The 20,372-nt window shown below is 38.5% G+C and carries 21 protein-coding genes; 10 read left to right on the top strand and 11 right to left on the bottom strand.

The annotated features are described in order from the left end of the window. The first annotated feature begins 54 nt into the window (after nucleotides 1–54). Nucleotides 55–423 carry a VOC family protein gene (locus ACZ5B7_RS11925; RefSeq protein ID WP_464493891.1) on the top strand — a complete coding sequence of 123 codons (369 nt, stop codon included), beginning with the start codon at nucleotides 55–57 and terminating at the stop codon, nucleotides 421–423. Between the two features lie 102 nt (nucleotides 424–525). On the opposite strand, the gene ACZ5B7_RS11930 is transcribed toward ACZ5B7_RS11925, so the two are convergent. Then, a complete protein-coding gene (locus ACZ5B7_RS11930; RefSeq protein WP_464493892.1) occupies nucleotides 526–1,749 on the bottom strand; it encodes an NAD(P)/FAD-dependent oxidoreductase in 1,224 nt (407 codons plus the stop codon). Nucleotides 1,750–2,029: 280 nt separating this feature from the next. Between ACZ5B7_RS11930 and ACZ5B7_RS11935 the strand changes: the two genes are divergently transcribed. Both ACZ5B7_RS11935 and ACZ5B7_RS11940 read left to right on the top strand, forming a co-directional pair. Then, a complete protein-coding gene (locus ACZ5B7_RS11935; RefSeq protein WP_464493893.1) occupies nucleotides 2,030–2,590 on the top strand; it encodes a hypothetical protein in 561 nt (186 codons plus the stop codon). 134 nt (nucleotides 2,591–2,724) lie between these two features. Then, on the top strand, nucleotides 2,725–2,847 hold the full coding sequence (locus tag ACZ5B7_RS11940) for a hypothetical protein (RefSeq protein ID WP_277398128.1): 123 nt from the start codon (nucleotides 2,725–2,727) through the stop codon (nucleotides 2,845–2,847). A gap of 69 nt (nucleotides 2,848–2,916) precedes the next feature. Here the strand turns inward: ACZ5B7_RS11940 and ACZ5B7_RS11945 are convergent, their stop codons facing one another. The 7 genes from ACZ5B7_RS11945 to ACZ5B7_RS11975 all read right to left on the bottom strand — a co-directional run bounded on the left by ACZ5B7_RS11945 (nucleotide 2,917) and on the right by ACZ5B7_RS11975 (nucleotide 8,916). Beyond that, entirely contained in the window at nucleotides 2,917–3,126 is a 210-nt protein-coding gene (locus ACZ5B7_RS11945; protein ID WP_213140451.1) for a twin-arginine translocase TatA/TatE family subunit, read from the bottom strand. Nucleotides 3,127–3,199: 73 nt separating this feature from the next. Continuing rightward, nucleotides 3,200–4,396, bottom strand: a complete 1,197-nt coding sequence (gene dltD / locus ACZ5B7_RS11950; RefSeq protein WP_464493894.1) for a D-alanyl-lipoteichoic acid biosynthesis protein DltD — start codon at nucleotides 4,394–4,396, stop codon at nucleotides 3,200–3,202. After that, entirely contained in the window at nucleotides 4,393–4,629 is a 237-nt protein-coding gene (gene dltC / locus ACZ5B7_RS11955; protein ID WP_213115992.1) for a D-alanine--poly(phosphoribitol) ligase subunit DltC, read from the bottom strand. Before dltC ends, dltD begins: the two co-directional genes overlap by 4 nt. A 5-nt stretch (nucleotides 4,630–4,634) precedes the next feature. After that, complete coding sequence (gene dltB, locus ACZ5B7_RS11960) at nucleotides 4,635–5,801, bottom strand: D-alanyl-lipoteichoic acid biosynthesis protein DltB (RefSeq protein ID WP_464493895.1); 1,167 nt, start codon at nucleotides 5,799–5,801, stop codon at nucleotides 4,635–4,637. After that, nucleotides 5,798–7,315, bottom strand: coding sequence for a D-alanine--poly(phosphoribitol) ligase subunit DltA (dltA, locus tag ACZ5B7_RS11965; RefSeq protein ID WP_464493896.1), 1,518 nt, complete (start codon nucleotides 7,313–7,315; stop codon nucleotides 5,798–5,800). Before dltA ends, dltB begins: the two co-directional genes overlap by 4 nt. A gap of 15 nt (nucleotides 7,316–7,330) precedes the next feature. Then, nucleotides 7,331–7,480, bottom strand: coding sequence for a teichoic acid D-Ala incorporation-associated protein DltX (gene dltX / locus ACZ5B7_RS11970; protein WP_213140447.1), 150 nt, complete (start codon nucleotides 7,478–7,480; stop codon nucleotides 7,331–7,333). 386 nt (nucleotides 7,481–7,866) lie between these two features. Further along, nucleotides 7,867–8,916: a M42 family metallopeptidase gene (locus tag ACZ5B7_RS11975; protein WP_464493898.1), complete on the bottom strand. Its 1,050-nt coding sequence runs from the start codon at nucleotides 8,914–8,916 to the stop codon at nucleotides 7,867–7,869. A 150-nt stretch (nucleotides 8,917–9,066) separates the two neighbouring features. Between ACZ5B7_RS11975 and ACZ5B7_RS11980 the strand changes: the two genes are divergently transcribed. After that, complete coding sequence (locus tag ACZ5B7_RS11980; protein ID WP_464493899.1) at nucleotides 9,067–9,774, top strand: DUF421 domain-containing protein; 708 nt, start codon at nucleotides 9,067–9,069, stop codon at nucleotides 9,772–9,774. A gap of 161 nt (nucleotides 9,775–9,935) precedes the next feature. Here ACZ5B7_RS11980 and ACZ5B7_RS11985 read toward each other — a convergent pair whose 3' ends face one another. From ACZ5B7_RS11985 to ACZ5B7_RS11995, 3 genes are read right to left on the bottom strand one after another with little or no spacing between them, the layout of a single operon-like run. Continuing rightward, nucleotides 9,936–10,832, bottom strand: a complete 897-nt coding sequence (locus ACZ5B7_RS11985) for a glycine betaine ABC transporter substrate-binding protein (protein ID WP_464493900.1) — start codon at nucleotides 10,830–10,832, stop codon at nucleotides 9,936–9,938. A 1-nt stretch (nucleotide 10,833) separates the two neighbouring features. After that, nucleotides 10,834–11,685 carry an ABC transporter permease gene (locus ACZ5B7_RS11990; RefSeq protein WP_464493901.1) on the bottom strand — a complete coding sequence of 284 codons (852 nt, stop codon included), beginning with the start codon at nucleotides 11,683–11,685 and terminating at the stop codon, nucleotides 10,834–10,836. A gap of 1 nt (nucleotide 11,686) precedes the next feature. Further along, nucleotides 11,687–12,946 (bottom strand): quaternary amine ABC transporter ATP-binding protein, encoded by a 1,260-nt coding sequence (locus ACZ5B7_RS11995; protein WP_464493902.1) that lies wholly within the window; start codon nucleotides 12,944–12,946, stop codon nucleotides 11,687–11,689. Nucleotides 12,947–13,202: 256 nt separating this feature from the next. Here ACZ5B7_RS11995 and ACZ5B7_RS12000 point away from each other — a divergent pair, with 256 nt between their 5' ends. The 6 genes from ACZ5B7_RS12000 to ACZ5B7_RS12025 all read left to right on the top strand — a co-directional run bounded on the left by ACZ5B7_RS12000 (nucleotide 13,203) and on the right by ACZ5B7_RS12025 (nucleotide 20,368). Next, complete coding sequence (locus tag ACZ5B7_RS12000) at nucleotides 13,203–13,736, top strand: GbsR/MarR family transcriptional regulator (protein ID WP_464493903.1); 534 nt, start codon at nucleotides 13,203–13,205, stop codon at nucleotides 13,734–13,736. A 115-nt stretch (nucleotides 13,737–13,851) separates the two neighbouring features. Further along, nucleotides 13,852–15,381, top strand: a complete 1,530-nt coding sequence (locus tag ACZ5B7_RS12005) for a glycine betaine uptake BCCT transporter (RefSeq protein ID WP_464494484.1) — start codon at nucleotides 13,852–13,854, stop codon at nucleotides 15,379–15,381. A gap of 335 nt (nucleotides 15,382–15,716) precedes the next feature. Then, on the top strand, nucleotides 15,717–18,122 hold the full coding sequence (locus tag ACZ5B7_RS12010) for a Na+/H+ antiporter subunit A (protein ID WP_464493904.1): 2,406 nt from the start codon (nucleotides 15,717–15,719) through the stop codon (nucleotides 18,120–18,122). Next, nucleotides 18,119–18,544, top strand: a complete 426-nt coding sequence (locus tag ACZ5B7_RS12015; protein WP_464493905.1) for a Na(+)/H(+) antiporter subunit B — start codon at nucleotides 18,119–18,121, stop codon at nucleotides 18,542–18,544. The genes ACZ5B7_RS12010 and ACZ5B7_RS12015 overlap by 4 nt, the downstream gene beginning before the upstream one ends. Continuing rightward, entirely contained in the window at nucleotides 18,544–18,885 is a 342-nt protein-coding gene (locus ACZ5B7_RS12020) for a Na(+)/H(+) antiporter subunit C (protein ID WP_464493906.1), read from the top strand. The genes ACZ5B7_RS12015 and ACZ5B7_RS12020 overlap by 1 nt, the downstream gene beginning before the upstream one ends. Beyond that, a complete protein-coding gene (locus tag ACZ5B7_RS12025; protein ID WP_464493907.1) occupies nucleotides 18,878–20,368 on the top strand; it encodes a Na+/H+ antiporter subunit D in 1,491 nt (496 codons plus the stop codon). The genes ACZ5B7_RS12020 and ACZ5B7_RS12025 overlap by 8 nt, the downstream gene beginning before the upstream one ends. The last annotated feature ends 4 nt before the right edge of the window (nucleotides 20,369–20,372 follow it).

Consider the following 20,372-nt stretch of genomic DNA (forward strand, 5'->3'; position numbering starts at 1 on the left):
ATTTTTAAATTTTATAAAATAAAAGGTGTAAACGAAGAAAATGGGGGAATCAATATGTCATTTGTCGTCAAAAAAATTGATCATGTTCAACTGGCTGCTCCAAAAGGCTGTGAAGACGAAGCGAGAAAATTTTTTGGAGATATTTTAGGGTTAGCCGAGGTGGAGAAACCGGAGGAATTAAAGAAACGCGGCGGCGTTTGGTTTGAGTTTGGTACGTTCCAAATTCATATTGGAGTAGAGGAGCCCTTTAGCCCTGCTAAAAAAGCTCATCCTGCCCTTGTTGTGGAAAACATAGATGCCTTAAAAGAGCATCTAAATAATAACAATATACCTTTTACTGCAGACGACAATCTCCCTGGTGCAAACCGAATCCACCTGCATGATCCATTCGGAAACCGCCTTGAGTTATTGGAATGGATATAGAAAACAGCCCGCTGTCACAAGCGGGCTGTTTTCTATATCTGATGAGACTGCCTTTCTGATCAATCGAGGCAGGTAAGTTGGCTGCGTCCTCTAATCATAAGGTTATTGTTTTGCAGTGATTTTGACAGGGTCGCGGTCGATTCTAAAGTGCTGCTTTAGGATTAATGCAGGTCCGCCAAGATTGAACAAATATCGTGCTTCAATCACTTGTTTCATGAAGGCGCCAAATAATCCGGAAAGGCGGAAGCGACCAACTAAGCCAACTGCGGCAAAATTGCCAATGGAAGCAACTGTCCCTTTATGATGGTATTCAAACACCTTCAATTCATTGCCGCGGAGTGTAGACACAATGTTCTGTGCACAAACAGGTGCTTGCTGGAGGGCAACCTGCGCAGTAGGGGGTAAAGAGCTTTTTTCATCCTTCATGAATAGTGAGCAATCCCCAATGCTGAAGATGTTCGTCATATTTTTTACCCTAAGGTACGAATCAACAGGAATCTTTCCTTTTTCAAGCGGCAATCCAAATTTTTCGACAATGGAATTTGCCTTTACGCCACAGGACCATATGATGGTTCGAGCAGGAATTTCCAAATCGGTTTCTAACATTATTTTTTCCGGAGTGCATTCCAATATTTTCCTCGAAGTAATTAATTCAATATTAAATTTCTCTAATGTTTCGGTTGCATACTTTATTGATTGTTTTGGAAAGAAGGGAATAACAGATTGAGCCGCTTCCACGGCAATAATTTTTACTTTTTCAAATGGAATATTGTGTTGCCTGCAAAGATTTGGCAGTCCCTCAGCTAATTCTCCTAGCATCTCAATCCCGGTAAATCCTCCGCCAGCAACCACAAAGGTTAACCGAGAAGGGTCTTGATCCTCTTTATAAAGGTTCAACTGCTTTGTGATATGATGATAAATTGCTTTTGAGCTTCTAAAGCTGCGGATTGCCAAGGCATTTTCTTTAATGCCTGGAATCCCAAATGTTTCTACTTCAAAGCCTAATGCCGTAACTAAATAGTCGTATTCGATGGTATCCCCGCCATCTAGGTGAACTAACTGGTTTTGGATGTCGACAGTGGATACTGCACCTTTAATAAATCGGGTTTTGTTGGAATCAACTAAATCCGGAATGGAAATGGCAAATTGCCGATCTGCCGCCGTACCAACGCCAATTTTGTGGAGCTGGGTGGTTATGTAATGATAATCGTGTTTATTAATAAGGGTTACGTCTGCTTCCCCGTCTTTTAACAACTTCTCCAGTCGTTTGCTTGTAATAATGCCCCCGTATCCAGCACCGAGAATCACAATTTTTTGCTTTGTCATATGTCATCAGCTCCCAGTAAGACGCCTTATTTGTGAAATATTTCACATGTAATTTTTAAAAAATAAGGCAAACCTCGCTTTATTATTTTTAGTATGTGAAAATATTCACAAGTGATTTATGTATATAGATTACGATATTTTGTAAGAGAGTACAAGTTAATTATCACTAAAATTTTGTCAAAATGGTAAATTTTTTTTCGTAAATTGGGCATTATAAATTCGTGCCAAATTACATTTATTGGTTTCGAAACAATATAAAAGATTTTGAAAGGAGATTTTTATGAAAAGTAAAATAGCTTGTTTATTATTGGGACTGTTCTTGGCGGTACCTGGCCTTGGGAAGGCGAATATGGTGCCTGACACTACTGGGAAACAGCTTGAAAAACCATGTGACTGCGAAGCAGAAGAGACTAAGCATGAACATGGGATGCATCGTGACTGGCAGGCTAAAATGGCAGAACGGCAGAAGCAGCTTTTATCATCGGTAGAGAAGTATACTCCAGATAAGAAAAAAGAATGGGAGGCTGTTCTAAAGGAGAGAAATGCTCTTCGCACCAAATGGATGGGTCCGGAAAATGCCGGAAAACGGGAGCAATGGAAGAAAGAGAAAATGCAAAAAATGACTGAGCTTAAGAAACAATTAGATGAAGGGAAAATTACCAAAGAAGAATTTATCAAAAAGGCTCATGGTGAAAAAGATATGATGAAATGGAAAACATTTCATGACCTTAGTCTTGCGGTAGAGAAGAACGATTCGAAAAAGGCAGCAGAAACACTTAATCAATTATTATTACAATTTAAGGAACATAATGCGAAGCTCAAAGAAAAACTCGGTGAATAAAAAAATCTCAAAGAAAAAGCCAATTATTTGTAGTTGGCTTTTTCTATTGAGTGTTTATACAATATAAAAATTACATTATTAAAAGACTGTCAAAGGGGAATTTTAAAAGGGAGACATGAAAGGGAGGTATGGGTATGGATCGAAAAAAATTAATGATGACAACTGTAGCATTAGGTGCTGCGTATTTAATGCGGAATGACAAGTCCCGTAAAAAACTCATGAATCAACTTCAGGGACTGGCAAAATCAAGAAGATAATGACTAGTAAAAAGGGCTGCCCCAACACGGGTCAAGCCCTTGTGTTTTGAGACAGCCTTGTTTTTAGGATTATTTTGTAATGTCGACTTTTTTCGCCTCTTTAATGTCTTCATGTATTTCCGCCTTAATATCTTCAGCAATTCCGCTGGTGGCATTTTTAAATTCACGGATGGACTTACCAAAGGCACGGCCAATTTCCGGCAGTTTATTTGGACCAAAAATAACTAACGCAACAATTAAGATCAAAATTAATCCGGGTACTCCAATGTTGGAAAACATTCCTTCATCTCCTAGCGGTGATTATTTGTTCAAATATATTATACAGATTTATCCGCCATTATTCTAGCACTGTCTATTCCAAGGCTACCGATGTATTTTCATGTCCATCATAGAAATCTTTTATGGCTTTATCAACATAAACCCAGCCTTTCCAGCCTATATGAATAGTATCCTTCATAAAGTAGGGGTCGTATTCATGATTGGAGAAATCGGCAACCCGAAAGTCGTTCGCCTCAATTTGCTTCTTAATACGATCGTAGTAGGCGGTTCGACCCTCTTGAGGGAAATCAGTATAGTCATACCATTTACCATTGACCGGAACAGATATAAATAATGGTTCTGCCCCTGAATCCTTTAAAAGGTCAAGAACAAGTTCAAAATCATCGTATTCAGGTGATTCGCCATAAGAAGCACCTGTTTTTGAGTTTTTTAATGAAGGCAATAATTTTCGAATTTTATCATACTGATAGTTACTAATATAAAAGGCATTATTCGTTGCTCTTTTCTCGCCATATCGGTCTGCCTGTTCCGCTAACTCAGTCCATGATTTATTTTTAACCGATGGACTAATGTCCCGTTTGCTTGAAAACCCACCTGCTAACGTATAATAAAGGTCTTTCTTCTCCAATAACTCCCGATAGGTGAACGCAATCGGACGCACCAGATAACTTTCTCGTTTAATCCACGAATCTTTTGTCAATTCCGCCCGGTACATAGTAGAAAGAATCGGATCGTTTTGTACAGGCGAGAACTGTAAAAGACGTTTCATTGCCTTTTTCTTAAGGGCTGGATTGATATTTCTGTTAAAGGCTAAATCATATCCCTGTAAAGAGGAATAGTTTGGAACAAAATGGGTTTCGTCTGTACCTTCAGGCTGAAACCATTGTGGCGATAGAACAAAAACTAACTTCTTGCCTTTCAGCTGCTGGGCATGTTCTGAAAAATTAAGAAAATGGATTAATGATTCCATTCCTCCCCGGCCAACAAGAAAAGGGGTAAAATCAGCCCCGGTTTCTTGAAAATAATTATTTGGGTGGAAACGGTCCAGTCTTGCAAGCTCAGAAGACCCATAAATAGGTAAATAACGAGGATCTTCAAGCATCTTATCTTGAATATACTTACCTTGAAACATAAATGGGTTTAATTCTGTTGCAGCTTGTGCTACCCTGTTTTTGGGAATCATATTGATAATCCAATTATTGGGTATCCCAATGATCATAACCAATCCAAGAAAGGCTATGAGGATGGGAGAAAATAAGGCTTTTTTCATTTTAAATCAGCCAGCTGAATGGCAATTTGATTCGGTGTATTCCATGTTTCACGATCAAATTCTGTAATCGGAACAGTAATACCGAAACGTTCCTCGGCTTGAACAAGCAGTTCGACTGTTCCGAATGAATCTAATAAACCGGCATCAAATAAATCAATATCCGGATTTTCCTTCACAATATCGTCCTGACAAATTTCTGCCAACAAAGAAATCACTTCATTTTTGAATTCCATCTTAATCAAGCTCCTTTATGAAATAATTGTCCAGAGAAAATATAAAAACCAAAGCAAATGAAATGGAAGGTAATCACAATTGAGATGGCATTTGTCCATTTATTTTTCGGCCACCATTTATGCTTTTTATTCAACTGCTCAAATGAATTATAGGCTACCATTAATACAGCGTGGTAAATCCCATAAATGATATATTGCATCTCAAGGCCATGCCAGACTCCCATTAATAAAAACAGCAGAATGTAGCCAAGGTTTGAGAGCAGGTTTCTGTTTTTTGTCCATTTCTTCTTAGTCATCCAAAAGACAAATCTCATATAGACATAGTCCCTAAACCAAAAAGAAAGGCTCATATGCCAGCGGTTCCAGAAATCTTTTATATTACGGCTAATAAATGGCTTATTAAAGTTTTCCGGCGATTTAATCCCCATAATATAGCTGACACCAACTGCAAACGCGCTATAACCGGCAAAATCAAAAAATAGGTAAAGGCTGTAAGCATACATATAATAAAGATGATTCTCAAGATGACTGTGAGCAATAAATCTCAGATTGGCTATAAAATAGTGATTAATAGAGTAGCCGATAATGTATTTATATAGGAAACCACGAAAAATTTTATTGATTCCTTCATAGAGCAACAATTTATATTGTTCCCCTGGCATTTCAAGAGCCATATCTTTTTCAAATCGACGATAGCGGTCAATCGGGCCTGATGAAATAGTCGGGAAAAACAAGATAAAATAGAGCAGGCGGGAAAGGGGAGGGTTTTTCTTGATCAGTCCATCCCTTGTTTCCATCACTAATTGTGTGCCCTTAAATGTTAAATAGGATATACCTAGAAAACCAATGATATTAACATCCGAAAAATAGGGCAGCAGCTTGGAAAGAACAAGCGGTAATATCGATAGGATCACGGCCCCGTAAAAGACGCCATTGCTATTGCTCTTTTTTCGGTACGAAATATATGACTGTATTAATACTACCTGCCAAACGGTAAATAGACTTAAGGCCGCAGCCTGCTTAAGGGATGAAGCAAAGATTAACCCTAGGGCAACAACCGTTATAACCATATTGTAAGTGTGAAATCTTTTTCCCATAAGTCCCAGAACAGCAGTTGGCGCTAAAAGTACAGCAAGGATGATAAAAAATGTAAAAGAACCATATGGTGTCATTGTAACACCAATTCCTTAAATTTTTTGCGATCCATTTTTCCGTTTGCCGTCATCGGCAGTTCTTCAAAATAGGAGAACTTTCTCGGAATCATATAGACGGGCAATACGTTGCTGAGTTCTTTTTTGATCGCATTGGTCAACTGAAATTCCTTTTCAAACTCATGAGCAGTAGGAATGATGGCTGCCAGTAAATACTCTATTTTGTCATTTTGGTAAATAGGCACTACCGCTGCAGATTTAACATATTTGGAATTGGCAATATGATGTTCAATCTCCTCCAATTCCATCCGGTAGCCGTGCAGTTTGATTTGAAAATCCATTCTGCCTTTGTAGAAAATCAAACCTTTTTCGTCGATAAGGGCGGCGTCACCTGTTCGATAGGCCTGTTTATCATCGATACGAAGAAATGCTTTTTCAGTCAGCTCTTTTTCTCCAAGATAGCCTTTACTTACACTTGGACCCTCAATAATCATTTCACCTTTTTCTCCCGGAAGGACGATGGTGCCGTTTTCGTCGACAATGAAGATCTGAGTATCTGCTTTAGGTTTGCCGATTGGCAGATTGGGATTCTCTTCAAGCAATTCTGGTGTTACCTCAACGGAAGTGACCGCAACCGTTGCTTCCGTAGGCCCGTAGGTGTTAAAAATCCTGGCTTTAGGGAATCGTTCCATTAACTGCTGACAAATCGAAGCCGGCAAGATCTCACCGCAAAATAAGAATATCTGCAGTTCCGGTAAAAGCTCTTGGTTAAAGGACGGATCCATTAAGCACATTTGCACGAATGATGGTGTCGAGGTCCAGACCTCTGTTTTGGATTTTGCTAATGCTTCGAATAGCAGCTTTGGCTTAGCAATCATCTCTTTTGTAATCGCGAAAATAGTCCCTCCGCTTGCAAGCGCTGGATATAGGTCCATTACGGAAAGATCAAAAGAGTAGGGAGCCTGGTTTAAAAACCGCTGATTTCTTGTGATTGGAAAGTCGTTCAACATCCAATCGACAAAGCTTTGCAGGTTATTGGCGGAAATCTGCACACCTTTTGGATTGCCCGTACTGCCCGATGTATAAATAATGTAATAGTTTTCGTCACCGTCAACCCAATTTTCGACATGAATTGGGGCAGTTGTTACCTGTTCAGCCATGATTTTTTCAAAATTAACAGTCGTGACAGGAAGATTGTCAACATCAAGGTCCAGCCCAGTTGTATTGATTACGAATTCCGCATGGGAACGGCTGATGATCGTCATGATTCTTTCGATTGGAATGGAAGTATCAACAGGGATATAGGCTAATCCTGCTTTTACGCAGCCCAAAAAGGAACTAATCATGGAAGCATCCATATGGCCATATACAATCACAGGATTTTTTCTTTCGTTCATTTCGTTAAGAAGATATGCTCCTACTTGTTCAGAGTGTCTCCATAACTCACCATAAGTGATTTCTTCAGTGGGAGAGATATATGCCAATGTATTTGGATTTGAAATTGCAAAGTTCTGAATGGTTAATAACATTTTCATCTTGGATGCCTCCCGTTAAAAATCGTTATAAATATAAGCGCCTGCGCTTGCGTCGTTGAAGCCATACATGAAGAATAATAGAAGGAGGATAAGCAAGTAATAAAAAAATCTGCCAAACCACTTTATCTTTTGATTGGCAAAGAAAACTTTTAACCTAGCAAACATTGGTGAATCCTCCAGTATTGTTGTTTTGATGTAGTTAAAATGAACCATTTTTTTAATCTACTAACTAATCATAAATAGCTTTTATTCCCGCCTCAATAAATAAAAACTTAATAAATTATTAAATTTTATTAAGAAACTCAAAAGGAATTGGGGGGGACAGGCTGTTGAAAAGTCTGTTGATTTGCGCTCCAGGCGCTTCGCTTTCCGCGGGCGTGCCGGGGAGGCTCCAGGACCTCCCCGCGGAAAGCGAGTGCCCGGAGCGGAAATCAAGAGGCCCTTTAGCAGTGATAATCTATTAATAAAAATTCTGTACAAAATAAAAAATTGCCGAGAAAAATATTCATTCTCGACAATCTATCTAATTGGTCTTTTTTATTAAGAAGGTTTTATAAAACTAAATCCGATTGAACGTAATGGTACAAAAGCTTGGCTGTATTTTCTAGTGACGATTTGTGGGTCCGTTCAAACGCGTGTGATGAATCGATGCCGGGACCGATTAATCCATGGACAATATCATGTCCTGAACGGATTGCAGCGGAGGCATCTGACCCATAGTGCGGATAAATATCAAGCTTATATCCGATATTGTTAGCTTCTGCAAGCTGCACCAAATGTTTTCGTAAGCCGTAATGATATGGACCGCTTGAATCCTTCACACAGATCGAAACCGTGTATTCATCGGTTGACTGTCCGTCTCCCATTGCTCCCATATCCACCGCTAAGTATTCAACCGTTTCCGGTGTAATATTGGAGTTGCCGCCATAGCCAATTTCTTCATTATTTGAAATGAGGAAATGGGTTGTGTAAGGTAAAAGGATATTCTCCGTTTTAATTTGTTTAATTAATTGCAGGAGAACAGCCACGCTCGCTTTATCATCCAAGTGGCGAGACTTGATATAACCGCTCGGTGTCACCTCAACGCGCGGGTCAAAGGAAACAAAATCTCCTACTTCAATTCCAAGCACGCGGACTTCATCTGCTGTATGTACTTTCTCATCAATTCGAATTTCCATATTCTCCTGATTCCGTTCCGCTTTTCCGGCATCTTTGTAAACGTGGACGGATGTTTGATGCATCAGGATGGTCCCAGTGAATTTCTCGCCGCTCGATGTTTCAATTTGGCAGTATTCACCTTCGATCGAGTTGTACTTAAATCCGCCAATCAGGTCAATTTTCAGTCTGCCGTTAGATTTTATTTCCTTTACCATGGCACCGAGTGTATCTACATGAGCGGTCAGCATCCTGTGCTGGCTTTTGTCTTTGCCTTCCAGTGTTGCAATAAGGCCGCCTTTACGATTTCTCTTCGTTTCAATCTGCAGTTCAGCAAAGAATTTTTCAACAAAGGTAATCACTTCATTCGTATTTCCGGACGGGCTTGGAATGGAGACTAACTCTGTCAATAGCTTCATTGTATCTTCCGTGTTTGGATATGCCACAATTACGATCTCCTCTCTATAATAGCGATCTTTTTTATTATACATCTAAATTTCCATGTTAATAAAATGCTTCTGGTTTAGATGCAAAAAAAAATCTAATACTAACATCGAGTCAAATGGTCGTTTTACTATTGCTAGGGGAGATACATATTGGAATTAATCTACCGCACAATTATTGTTTTTTTAGCAGGATATGTATTTTTAAGGGTGACAGGTAAAAAGGCTGTATCGCAGATGCATACCTTCGATCTTTTGTATATCTTTGTCCTAACAAATATTATTAGTACGCCTATTGAGGTAAATGGACTAGGCAAAGCTTTAACTTATGCAGCAATAACAGTCGTATTATATAAAATTTTAATTCGTCTATCGTTACATAACAAATTAAGATGGATCATTTATGAAAGTCCTACTGTGTTAATTCGCAATGGTGATATAGATCGGACAGGACTGAAAAAGGTGCGTATGCCGATGAATGAATTATTATCGCATTTGAGGGTGCAAGGGTATACGGATACACAAAATATTGATCTTGCTGTAATGGAGGAAACAGGCAGCATTAGTGTGATACCTAAATCAGAATACCGGCCAATTCAGCCGAATGATTTAAATTTAAAGGTGAAGAAAGAGTATGTCCCAATACCACTAATTATGGACGGGCAAATTATTTATCATAATCTAAAATACCTCCAACTAGAACAAGGCTGGCTGATGAACGAGGTAGAAAAAACGGGGGAAAAAGTGGAGAACATCATATTAGCCACTTATTTAGAAAACGGGAAGTTATTTATTGATAATAATGTTATGAAAGAACATAAAGGGAATCCATACTATTACAATCCTGGAGAAGACAATTAAAAAAGTATTAATCAAAAGGACTGGGAAGAACCGGAATGATAAAAGAAGAGACACCTCTTCATGTGGTGGTGACTCCAACAAAGCATCACTGCACCAAAGAAAGAGATGTCTATATAAAATTTTTAAACTTTTTCAAGACTATGAAGGGAAAAGGCTCATTATTATTTTAATTCCTCAATGGAATTAATCTCCATATAGGCTGGGACGACTAGACCCAATTTAGTCCCTTTGAGGTTTTCTCCCAGGTCTTCAAATTTCCCTTTGTATTTTTCATAATAATCTGCATGGGTCGAAGGGAGCCAGCCTGCAACGTGAGCATCTAGGCTTCCATCCGCGACTCCGGTCCACATTGGACCTGCTTCTACTTGGCGGAGGGTAACTTTATAGCCAAGGTCTGTTAAGACTTTCCCAATAACATTGGTGCTGGCAATTTCACTGTCCCACGCCACATATCCAAGGGTAATTTTTTCACCGTTTACTTTATTGGCATCTTTTGTCCATTCCTTTACTTTATCGGCATTATCTTTTACCCACTTGGCAGCCGCTTCTTCCGGCTCTTCACCATTGACAATATTATTCATGACAGTACCCATTTCATCCGGAGTCCAATTGAATTGATCTAAAACTTTATAAGCATCAGGAAGGTCCTCTTTTAATCCCTTTCTAACAATCGTATGAATGGTTTCGTCTTCTCCAAAAACACCTTTCGGGTCCTCTAAATATTTTAAATCGAATTCAGCAAACATCCAATGTGGTGTCCATCCAGTTACAATAATAGGCTCCTTCTTGTCATAAGCCTTCTTGAGTGAAGCGGTCATGGCAGCACTAGATCCTTCCACAAGCTTCCACTTATCCAATCCATATTCATCGATAGCTTTCGCGGAAGCCTTCATAAGACCGGCGCCAGGGTCAATCCCAATTATTTTATAATCGACGCTTTCGCCTACAGACTTCTTGCTAGTTTCTCCCTTGTCATCGCCAGTGGTTTTGTCAGATCCACAAGCAGCAAGTCCCAATGCCATTAAAATCGATAAAAATATAATCATCAACTTCTTCATTTTAAACAGTTCCCCCTCGTTTTTTGTTTTTTCCAATATTTTGAGTAACCCGGTCAAGAATGATTGCAATGACGACAATGGATAGACCGGCTTCAAAACCCTTACCAATTTGAATTTGCGTAACAGCTCGATAAACATCTGCTCCAAGACCAGGGGCTCCAACCATCGATGCGATAACCACCATGGATAGGGCAAGCATAATGCATTGGTTAATTCCTGCCATAATGGTTGGCATCGCTAAGGGAAGTTGCACCTTGAGTAATCGTTGTCTTGTGGTTGAACCAAACGCAGCTGTTGCTTCAATTAGGTCAGCAGGGACCTGTTGAATACCAAGAATTGTTAAGCGAATTGTAGGCGGCATAGCGAATATGACGGAAGCGACCACCCCTGGAACCACTCCAATATTAAAAAAGAAAATGGCGGGTATCAGGTAGACAAAGGCAGGCATGGTTTGCATAAAATCTAAAATAGGTGTAACGATTTGCCTGACCGTTTGTTTTTGAGAAGCCCAAATTCCTATTGGTATTCCTAATACAATCGAAATGATGACGGCTGATAACACTAAAGCCAAAGTTTCGAGCATTGCATCCCAATAGCCAAGATTGGCAATAAGAAATAACCCGGCTAACGTAAACAGTGCGACCCTTTTATTTGAAACTTTCCAGGCAAGCAAGGTTAAGAGAATCATAAATATGTAGGAGGGTATAAAGCCAAAGCCTACCACTAATCCATCAACAATTGCTTGAAGGATGTTGGTGATTCCATCGAATGCCACTGCCAAACTTTCTGTCAGCCAGCTAACGAAAGTATCTACCCAATCAGCTACAGGGATTTTCGGGAGCCATTGTTCCATGTTAATTCACCTCCATGTTTACTTGGTCGGCCGCTACTTCGGCTTCGGCCCCTGCATGATCAATATTGTTAATAGCATCATTGTTGCCTGCTAGAGCAGCAATCACTGCCCCTCGGACAAGAATACCATTTAGCCTATTTCTGTCATCGACGACCGCAACTGGAATCGTGGCGGCTGCCACTTTATCAAAGACATCCGATAACAAAGTAGTCGTAACTACAGTGGAAATCCCTGCCTGTAGAATCCTGAAGATTCCTTCATTGCGCTCCATTGCCTCTTTCGCATCAGATGCTGTAATCGCACCGAGTAATTGTTTCTTTTTATCCACGACATATATACTGGAAATCCCCAATTCCTTCATCATTTGAAGAGCAACCCTTGGTCCTTTTTCAATTGAAACAGCTTCTGCCCGTTTCATGACATGTCCGGCAGTTAGTACTCTAGATAAATCTACATCTTCTACGAATCTCTCAACATAGTCGTTTGATGGGTTCATTAGAATCTCTTCAGGGGTTCCGATTTGAACGATGGATCCATCTTTCATAAGGGCAATACGATCACCAATTCGCAATGCTTCATTTAAATCATGGGTAATAAATACAATCGTTTTTTGCATTGTCGCCTGAAGATCAAGAAGCTCATCCTGCATGTCTTTTCGAATCAAGGGATCCAAAGCGCTAAATGCTTCATCCATTAGAAGAATTTCAGCATCATTTGCTAATGCTCGCGCCAAACCAACCCTTTGTTGCATGCCGCCGCTTAATTGACTAGGGTATTGGTCCTCATACCCTTCAAGTCCTACCAGCTTTAAGGCGGCCATGGATTTAGCGATACGAGTTTCTTTTGGTATACCTTGGACCTCTAAACCGTATTCTGTATTTTCCAAGACTGTTCGGTGGGGGAAAAGGGCAAATTTTTGAAATACCATGCTTATTTTTTTGCGGCGTAAGTCCCTTAACTCTTCCTTCTTCATTTTGACGATTTCCTTCCCGTCAATGACGATTTCCCCAGCAGAGGGCTCAATCAGTCGGTTAAGCATTCTTACAAGAGTGGATTTTCCGCTTCCAGATAAGCCCATGATGACAAATATTTCTCCTGCATTTACCTCAAAAGAAGCTTGATTCACTCCAACTGTTGCACCTGTTTTCTTTAAAATAGTTTGTTTTGACTCTCCTTTATCTAATAAATGGAGGGCCTTTTTGGATTTTCCAAAAATTTTCGTTACATTTTTAACAATGATTTTTTTATCTTTACTGTTCATTCATTCACCTCAATTGATTTTACGAAAGTATTAGGACTTTTTAATTATAGTAACAACTTACCCAAATACTCAAAGTTGTTAATTGGGCATATTTGGCTGAAAATTACAAACAGAAAAAACTGTACGTACTGAATACATCGAATTCTTAGAATTCCTTGAAAATGCTCCCATTTCCTCAATTGGTCAATTCTTTACTTTTTATTAAAAAATGGTAGGCTAATGATGAATGTGTATATTATATGGATGTGATAGCTAAATGAATGGGGAAGAGAGTTTGAAGCAAGCACGCGAGCGGGTGATTGATGCTATTTCTAAAAACATGAATTTATATGGGGTAACAGAATCCATTGGAAGATTATATGGTGCTTTATATTTTCAAGAAGGCCCTTTAACCCTCGATGAAATGAAAGAAGAGCTCGGCATGAGTAAAACCAGTATGAGTACATCGGTAAGAAGTTTGTTAGAGTTAAAGATGGTCGGTAAAGTTTGGAAGAAGGGGGTCAGAAAGGACCTTTACGAGGCCGAACTAGATTGGTATCAAACTTTTATTGACTTTTTTTCAATTAAATGGAGATCTGGTATCGCGATCAATGTTTCAGCCATGGAAAAGTCACTTGCAGAATTAAAGCTGCTTTTAGAAGACGAAAATGTGGATAGTAAAATAAAAATGGATGCACAGGTGGATATAAAAAAATTATCAGATGCGCTGGACTATTATGACTGGTTAAACCGGTTAGTGGATTGTTTTGAATCGAAAGAGATTTTTCAATATGTTCCCCCAAAAAAGTGAAGGGTCTGAATAACATTAAGTTTTCATCTATCATGCTTTAAAGCATTAGAAGCCGACTAAAAAAAGGGCTCTTTACAAATATTATGTTAAAAGGAGTTAATGGAGGAATGGAATGTTGGTTTATAAACTGTCAGTCCTTATCACATTATTATTTGTATTATGGGGAGGGATAGCTCCGAAAAACTTAGGCGCCATATCCAAAGAGGCATTTGCTTTTACAATTGACAAATTTGGTTGGCTGTATTTGTTTTTAGCTTTAGGGTTTTTAATCTTTGCTATTTATTTAGCCTTTAGTAAGTTTGGAAGCATTCGATTAGGTTCTGATGATGATGAGCCAGAATACTCCAATCTTTCATGGTTTGCAATGCTTTTTAGTGCAGGAATGGGAATAGGTCTTGTATTTTGGGGTGTTGCTGAACCGATTTCCCACTTTATTGACCCTCCGTATGGAGATGCAAAGACACCCGATGCAGCAAGGGTAGCTATCCGCTATTCATTTTTCCATTGGGGATTACATCCTTGGGCGATCTATACAATCATCTCTTTAGCATTAGCTTATTTTCAGTATCGAAAAGGCTATTCGGGATTAATAAGTTCGACCTTTTATCCGCTTTTAAAGGAAAAAGTGAAAGGACCGATTGGAAAAGCAATCGATATTCTTGCTATTATTGCAACTGTTTTTGGGGTGGCTACATCCCTTGGTCTGGGGGCTTTACAAATAAACGGCGGCCTATCACATTTGTTCGGAATTTCAACATCTAATTCATGGCAAATTATTATCATAGCAATTGTAACGGTTCTTTATCTAATCTCAGCAACAACTGGGCTTGATAAAGGAATCTTAATTCTGAGTAATGGGAATCTTATTTTGGCAGTTGGTTTACTGTTAGTTACCTTTATTCTTGGACCAACATTCTTTATTTTAGATACTTTTACTGTAACGATTGGGGCATATATCCAAAACCTTCTACAAATGAGTCTTCGATTAACGCCCTTTCAAAATAATCCATGGATTGGAGCTTGGACACTATTTTATTGGGCTTGGTGGATTGCTTGGGCTCCTTTTGTTGGAATGTTTATTGCAAGGGTGTCTAAAGGGAGAACAATTAAAGAATTTGTTCTGGGTGTCCTTTTAATTCCTAGTTTATTTAGTTTTATTTGGTTTTCTGTTTTCGGCGGAAGTGCTTTGAATCTTCAAATGTTCCACGGTAAAAAAATTGCTCAAGCAGTACAAAATGATATTACTTCAGCTTTATTTACAACCTTAGAAGGATTACCGTTCGGAATTATAATGAGTATCATTGCAACTCTTTTAATCGTGACGTTTTTTATCACGTCAGCAGATTCGGCGACTTTTGTTCTGGGGATGTTATCTTCTGAAGGAGATCTGAATCCATCAAATAAAGTGAAGCTGTCATGGGGAGTTCTACAATCGACGATTGCAATTGTTTTATTATTAAGTGGTGGTTTGCAGAGTTTACAAACAGCCTCCATAATAACAGCATTGCCGTTTGGAATTATTATGGCTTTTATGTGTGTTTCTATATATAAAGCTCTAGACCAAGAGGTAAAAATGGCAAGAAAAGAAGAAAAGATAAGAAAGAAGAAAATTGAAAAATTGATTAAAGAAATAGCTGAACGATAAATATGTTGACAAAAGTGCTAATTAACCTTTAAGAGGCGGAGGGTAAACAATCAAAAAAATTATGCTTTTTTTCTACTATAAGATGTGATAAAATATTTTTAAATATTAATAAGATAAGTTTTCGGAGGAGCCTGTCACCAATGGGGTATTTTTACCCATTGGTGACAGGCTCCTTTTTGTATTTTATAAAAATTTAATACAAATAATAAATTGAAGGCGAGTGATTTGATCATTTAATAAAGTAGAGAGAGTCGAAAAATACATTCAATATGCCTTTTATTCGGTCTTGTTCAAGAAAGGTTTATTTCAATTTTTTGCTAAGGGAGGATTTGCTATTGTCTTATCTGCATTTGGCGATTGTTTCGCCACTATTATTTTCTATTTTTATACCAATTTTTTATAAAAAGTTTAATCGCATACATACTGGATGGTTTGTTCTTCCACTTCCTATTTTACTGTTTATCTATTTTCTTTCCACCATTCCAAAAATATCAAATCAAAATACTTTTATGGAAACATTAAACTGGATTCCTTCTTTAGGAATAAATTTCACAGCAAAAGTTGATGGGCTCGGCCTTTTATTTGCCCTTTTAATTACTGGTATCGGAGCTTTAGTCGTTTTTTATTCGATCTATTACTTAGCAAAAAATAAAGAAAAGCTTAATACCTTCTATGTCTATTTATTGCTTTTTATGGGTGCGATGCTAGGTGTTGTTTTATCAGATAACTTGATTGTCATGTATGCCTTCTGGGAGCTAACAAGCTTCTCTTCCTTTCTATTAATCGGTTACTGGTATGAACGAGATAAATCCCGTTATGGAGCACAAAAGTCTATGTTAATTACGGTGTTTGGCGGTCTGGCTATGCTAGGTGGAATCGTCCTTTTATACATCATGACAGGGACATTCAGTATTACCGAAATCTCGGCTCAATCTAACGATATATTTCATCACTCGTTCTTTGTACCTGCGTTAATTTGTATTTTGTTAGGCGCTTTTACAAAGTCGGCTCAATTTCCTTTCTATATTTGGCTACCTGATGCGATGGAGGCGCCTACACCAGTAAGTGCTTATTTGCATTCAGCCACGATGGTAAAGGCCGGAATTTATTTAGTGGCAAGATTAACTCCGGTATTTGGACAATCAAGTTTTTGGTTTTGGCTAATAGCTGGAGTAGGAATCATCACCTTAACCTGGGGTTCTATATTCGCGATTAAACAAACAGATTTAAAAGGTATTCTTGCTTTTTCAACGGTGAGTCAGCTGGGATTGATTATGTCATTACTCGGTGTCGGATCTGCCGCGCTTCATTACGAAGATTTGGATGACAATATTTATATTGTTGCAATAACAGCAGCCATTTTCCATTTAATCAACCACGCAACATTCAAAGGAAGCCTGTTCATGGCTGCCGGGATTATAGATCATGAAACTGGAACCAGAGATATCCGAAAGCTTGGCGGACTTATGCATATTATGCCGATCACCTTTACGATTTCACTGATTGGAACCTTCTCTATGGCAGGGCTTCCCCCATTTAATGGATTCCTAAGTAAAGAGATGTTTTTTACATCCATGGTTCGAGTAACGCAATTGGATATTTTCAACCTGGATACATTTGGGGCATTATTCCCCGTTATAGCGTGGATTGCCAGTATCTTCACATTCCTTTACAGTATTATTCTGGTTTTCAAAACATTCACAGGAAAGTATCAGCCTGAAAAGCTGGACAAGAAGCCGCATGAAGCACCTTTAGGAATGTTAATACCGCCTGTCTTTCTAGTATCACTTGTAATCATTTTCGGGATATTCCCAAATCTGTTATCAGATAGTTTGATTTCTCCAGCTATGGGTTCTATTTTGCCAAGTTTATTAAATTCAGGTGAAGAATTTGTGGTTCATATTTCGTTTTGGCATGGCTTTACAATTGAAGTTTTTATGACTTTAGGTGTCATCTTATTAGGAATCATCCTTTATAAAACTTTGCCGAAGTGGATAAAGGCTTACTCTTTTATGCCAGAGAAGTTTTCTCTGTTTCACTTTTATGACCGCCTGCTAGAGTGGTCCCAAGCGGGCTCCTATAAAGTAACGAACAAATATATGAATGGTTCGATTCGCTCCTATCTTGTCTATATATTTGCTTTCTTTATTTTCATTTTGATGGTCACTCTTTTTTGGAAGGATGCCTTTAAGTTTGATACAAGCAATATTTCTTCCATCGGGATTTATGAATGGATACTTGCTATATTTTTGGTTGTTGGCTCCATCAGCATTTTATTTGTCAAATCCAGAATGACTTCCATCATTATTCTTGGTGCCGTAGGATATACCGTTTCACTATACTACGTCCTTTTTAGAGCACCTGATTTGGCTTTAACCCAGCTGGTGATTGAAACGATTTCAGTTGCATTGTTCTTAGTCTGTTTTTATCATCTGCCAAAATTACGTCAATATGAGACTCGTATAAGATTTAAATTAACAAATGCCCTTATTTCAGTAGGAGTTGGTGCAGTCGTAACAGCAATCGCTCTCTCGGCGCACAGCCAGAAACTGTTTGATTCTATCTCAAAATTTTATGTGGAAAACACTTATAAAGAAGCGGCTGGAAAAAATATGGTAAACGTAATTCTAGTTGATTTTCGCGGATTTGACACGCTTTTTGAGATTACTGTACTAGCAATTGCCTCCTTAGGGATTTACGGGATGATTAAATTAAGAATGAAAGGGATGAAAGATGGATGAGACAGCCGAATAATATGATTCTCGAAACAGCCATAAAATTGCTTCTCTTCTTCATCGTCCTATTTTCAATCTATATTTTCACCGCCGGCCACTATTATCCGGGGGGCGGCTTTATTGGCGGATTGATGACAGCGGGAGCGATTGTTCTTTTATTAATTACTTATGATATAAAGACGGTGCAAAAGATCTTGCCTGTTAACTACCGAATCGTCACGGCCATTGGCTTATTATTTGCGATCGGAACAAGTGCAGGTGCTATTTTATTTAAAGTTCCTTTTTTAACACATGTCTTCACACATGTTGAACTACCAGTGCTAGGAGATTTAGCTCTTCATACAGCTACAATTTTTGATTTAGGAGTTTATTTTGTTGTTGTCGGAGTTACGATGACCATTATTCTAACGATAGGAGAGGATGAATAATGGAAATATTAATGGCTTTTGTCATTGGCATCTTATTTATGACAGCCACCTATTTAATACTGTCTAAAAGTTTACTACGCATTATTATCGGAACTGGTTTATTGAGCCACGGCGCACATCTTCTTATTTTAACAATGGGCGGTTTAAAAAGAGGTACAGTACCTTTACTGGGAGAAAATGCTGAACTCTATACAGATCCGCTGCCGCAGGCCTTAATATTAACAGCTATTGTCATTAGCTTTGGCGTTACAGCTTTTTTCTTGGTGTTGGCTTACAGGACCTATCAAGAACTGGGAACGGATAATGTGGAAAATATGAAGGGGCCAGAGCAAAATGACTAATTTAATCATATTACCCATTTTAATTCCATTGTTAACAGGGGCAGTTTTAATTTGCCTGAACAAAAATATTTTGGCACAGCGTGTTATTGCTGTCCTATCATCCATTGGAACCATGGTGGTTTCTTTTATCATCATCCAAGAAGTCCGTCGTGATGGGATTCAATCACTTAATATGGGAAACTGGGATGCTCCCTTTGGGATTACATTAGTATCCGATATGTTTTCAGCACTATTGGTATTTACTACAAGTATAATTACGTTTGTTTGTTTAATTTACTCCTTCAAATCTATAGGAGCTGATCGTGAAAAATATTACTACTACCCGGTTTTTAGCTTTTTATTAGTTGGGGTCAACGGCGCATTTACGACGGGAGATATCTTTAACCTTTTTGTATTTTTTGAAGTTATGCTCATGTCTTCATATGTTTTGCTAGTGCTTGGGGGAACAAAAATTCAATTAAGGGAATCCATTAAATATTTGCTGGTCAATGTGATTTCGTCAGCATTATTTGTAATTGCTGTTGCTTATTTATATTCTGTAGTTGGGACATTGAATATGGCCCATATTTCTGAGCGTATAAACGAAATCAGCGAAAATGGAATGCCTGGTATTTTATCCGTTATTGCCATTATGTTTTTAATTGTCTTTGGCTTAAAAGGCGCGATTTTTCCGCTCTTCTTTTGGATGCCAGGCTCCTATTTTGCACCCCCGGCACCCGTCTTAGCCCTTTTCGGTGCCCTATTAACGAAAGTCGGAGTCTATTCTATCACCAGAACGTTTACGCTATTTTTCTATAATGATATGGACTTTACGTTCCAACTTCTTTCTGTTTTATCGATTCTTTCGATTGTAGCCGGTGTCATTGGAGCTTTGGCCTATTGGGATATAAAGAAAATCATTATTTACAATATCATTGTTGCAGTTGGCGTGATTCTTTATGGCATATCAGTAATGAATCCTGATTCGCTTACTGGATCTGTGTACTATTTTGTCCATGATATGCTCATTAAAGCAGGACTGTTTCTTCTAGTTGGCATTATCGTCACGATAACAGGAACATCTAATTTGAAAAAATTCAGTGGGCTTATGCGCCATTATCCGGGCCTCGCATGGACCTTTTTTATTGCAGCTTTAGCTCTTGCCGGTATTCCTCCTTTAAGCGGATTCGTTGGCAAACTACTCATAGTACAAGGGGGATTTGAAGAAAAAAACTTTCTGGGTGCTTCGATTGTTTTACTTTCAAGTTTACTCGTATTATTTTCGGTGATGAAGATATTCATTAATGGTTTTTGGGGGGAGGACCCAACCTTTAGAGAAGAAGGAAGGCCGCCTGTTAGTTGGCTGCTGATCTCTCCAGTTATTATAGTAGCTATTTCTGTTTTATATGGGATTAATACAGAAGCGTTTTTGCCTTATATTTCTCAGGCAGCTGATACATTAGCAAATCCTGATATTTATATTAAAGCTGTCTTAAGGGAGTGATTAC

It is taken from the genome of Neobacillus sp. S1115 (assembly GCF_055385565.1).

Excerpts from the sequence above, each read along its gene's own strand:
- ACZ5B7_RS11925 (WP_464493891.1), top strand. The coding sequence starts at position 55 with ATGTCATTTGTCGTCAAAAAAATTGATCATGTTCAACTGGCTGCTCCA.
- ACZ5B7_RS11930 (WP_464493892.1), bottom strand. The coding sequence starts at position 1,749 with ATGACAAAGCAAAAAATTGTGATTCTCGGTGCTGGATACGGGGGCATT.
- ACZ5B7_RS11935 (WP_464493893.1), top strand. The coding sequence starts at position 2,030 with ATGAAAAGTAAAATAGCTTGTTTATTATTGGGACTGTTCTTGGCGGTA.
- ACZ5B7_RS11940 (WP_277398128.1), top strand. The coding sequence starts at position 2,725 with ATGGATCGAAAAAAATTAATGATGACAACTGTAGCATTAGGTGCTGCG.
- ACZ5B7_RS11945 (WP_213140451.1), bottom strand. The coding sequence starts at position 3,126 with ATGTTTTCCAACATTGGAGTACCCGGATTAATTTTGATCTTAATTGTT.
- dltD (WP_464493894.1), bottom strand. The coding sequence starts at position 4,396 with ATGAAAAAAGCCTTATTTTCTCCCATCCTCATAGCCTTTCTTGGATTG.
- dltC (WP_213115992.1), bottom strand. The coding sequence starts at position 4,629 with ATGGAATTCAAAAATGAAGTGATTTCTTTGTTGGCAGAAATTTGTCAG.
- dltB (WP_464493895.1), bottom strand. The coding sequence starts at position 5,801 with ATGACACCATATGGTTCTTTTACATTTTTTATCATCCTTGCTGTACTT.
- dltA (WP_464493896.1), bottom strand. The coding sequence starts at position 7,315 with ATGAAAATGTTATTAACCATTCAGAACTTTGCAATTTCAAATCCAAAT.
- dltX (WP_213140447.1), bottom strand. The coding sequence starts at position 7,480 with ATGTTTGCTAGGTTAAAAGTTTTCTTTGCCAATCAAAAGATAAAGTGG.
- ACZ5B7_RS11985 (WP_464493900.1), bottom strand. The coding sequence starts at position 10,832 with ATGAAGAAGTTGATGATTATATTTTTATCGATTTTAATGGCATTGGGA.
- ACZ5B7_RS11990 (WP_464493901.1), bottom strand. The coding sequence starts at position 11,685 with ATGGAACAATGGCTCCCGAAAATCCCTGTAGCTGATTGGGTAGATACT.
- ACZ5B7_RS11995 (WP_464493902.1), bottom strand. The coding sequence starts at position 12,946 with ATGAACAGTAAAGATAAAAAAATCATTGTTAAAAATGTAACGAAAATT.
- ACZ5B7_RS12000 (WP_464493903.1), top strand. The coding sequence starts at position 13,203 with ATGAATGGGGAAGAGAGTTTGAAGCAAGCACGCGAGCGGGTGATTGAT.
- ACZ5B7_RS12015 (WP_464493905.1), top strand. The coding sequence starts at position 18,119 with ATGAGACAGCCGAATAATATGATTCTCGAAACAGCCATAAAATTGCTT.
- ACZ5B7_RS12020 (WP_464493906.1), top strand. The coding sequence starts at position 18,544 with ATGGAAATATTAATGGCTTTTGTCATTGGCATCTTATTTATGACAGCC.
- ACZ5B7_RS12025 (WP_464493907.1), top strand. The coding sequence starts at position 18,878 with ATGACTAATTTAATCATATTACCCATTTTAATTCCATTGTTAACAGGG.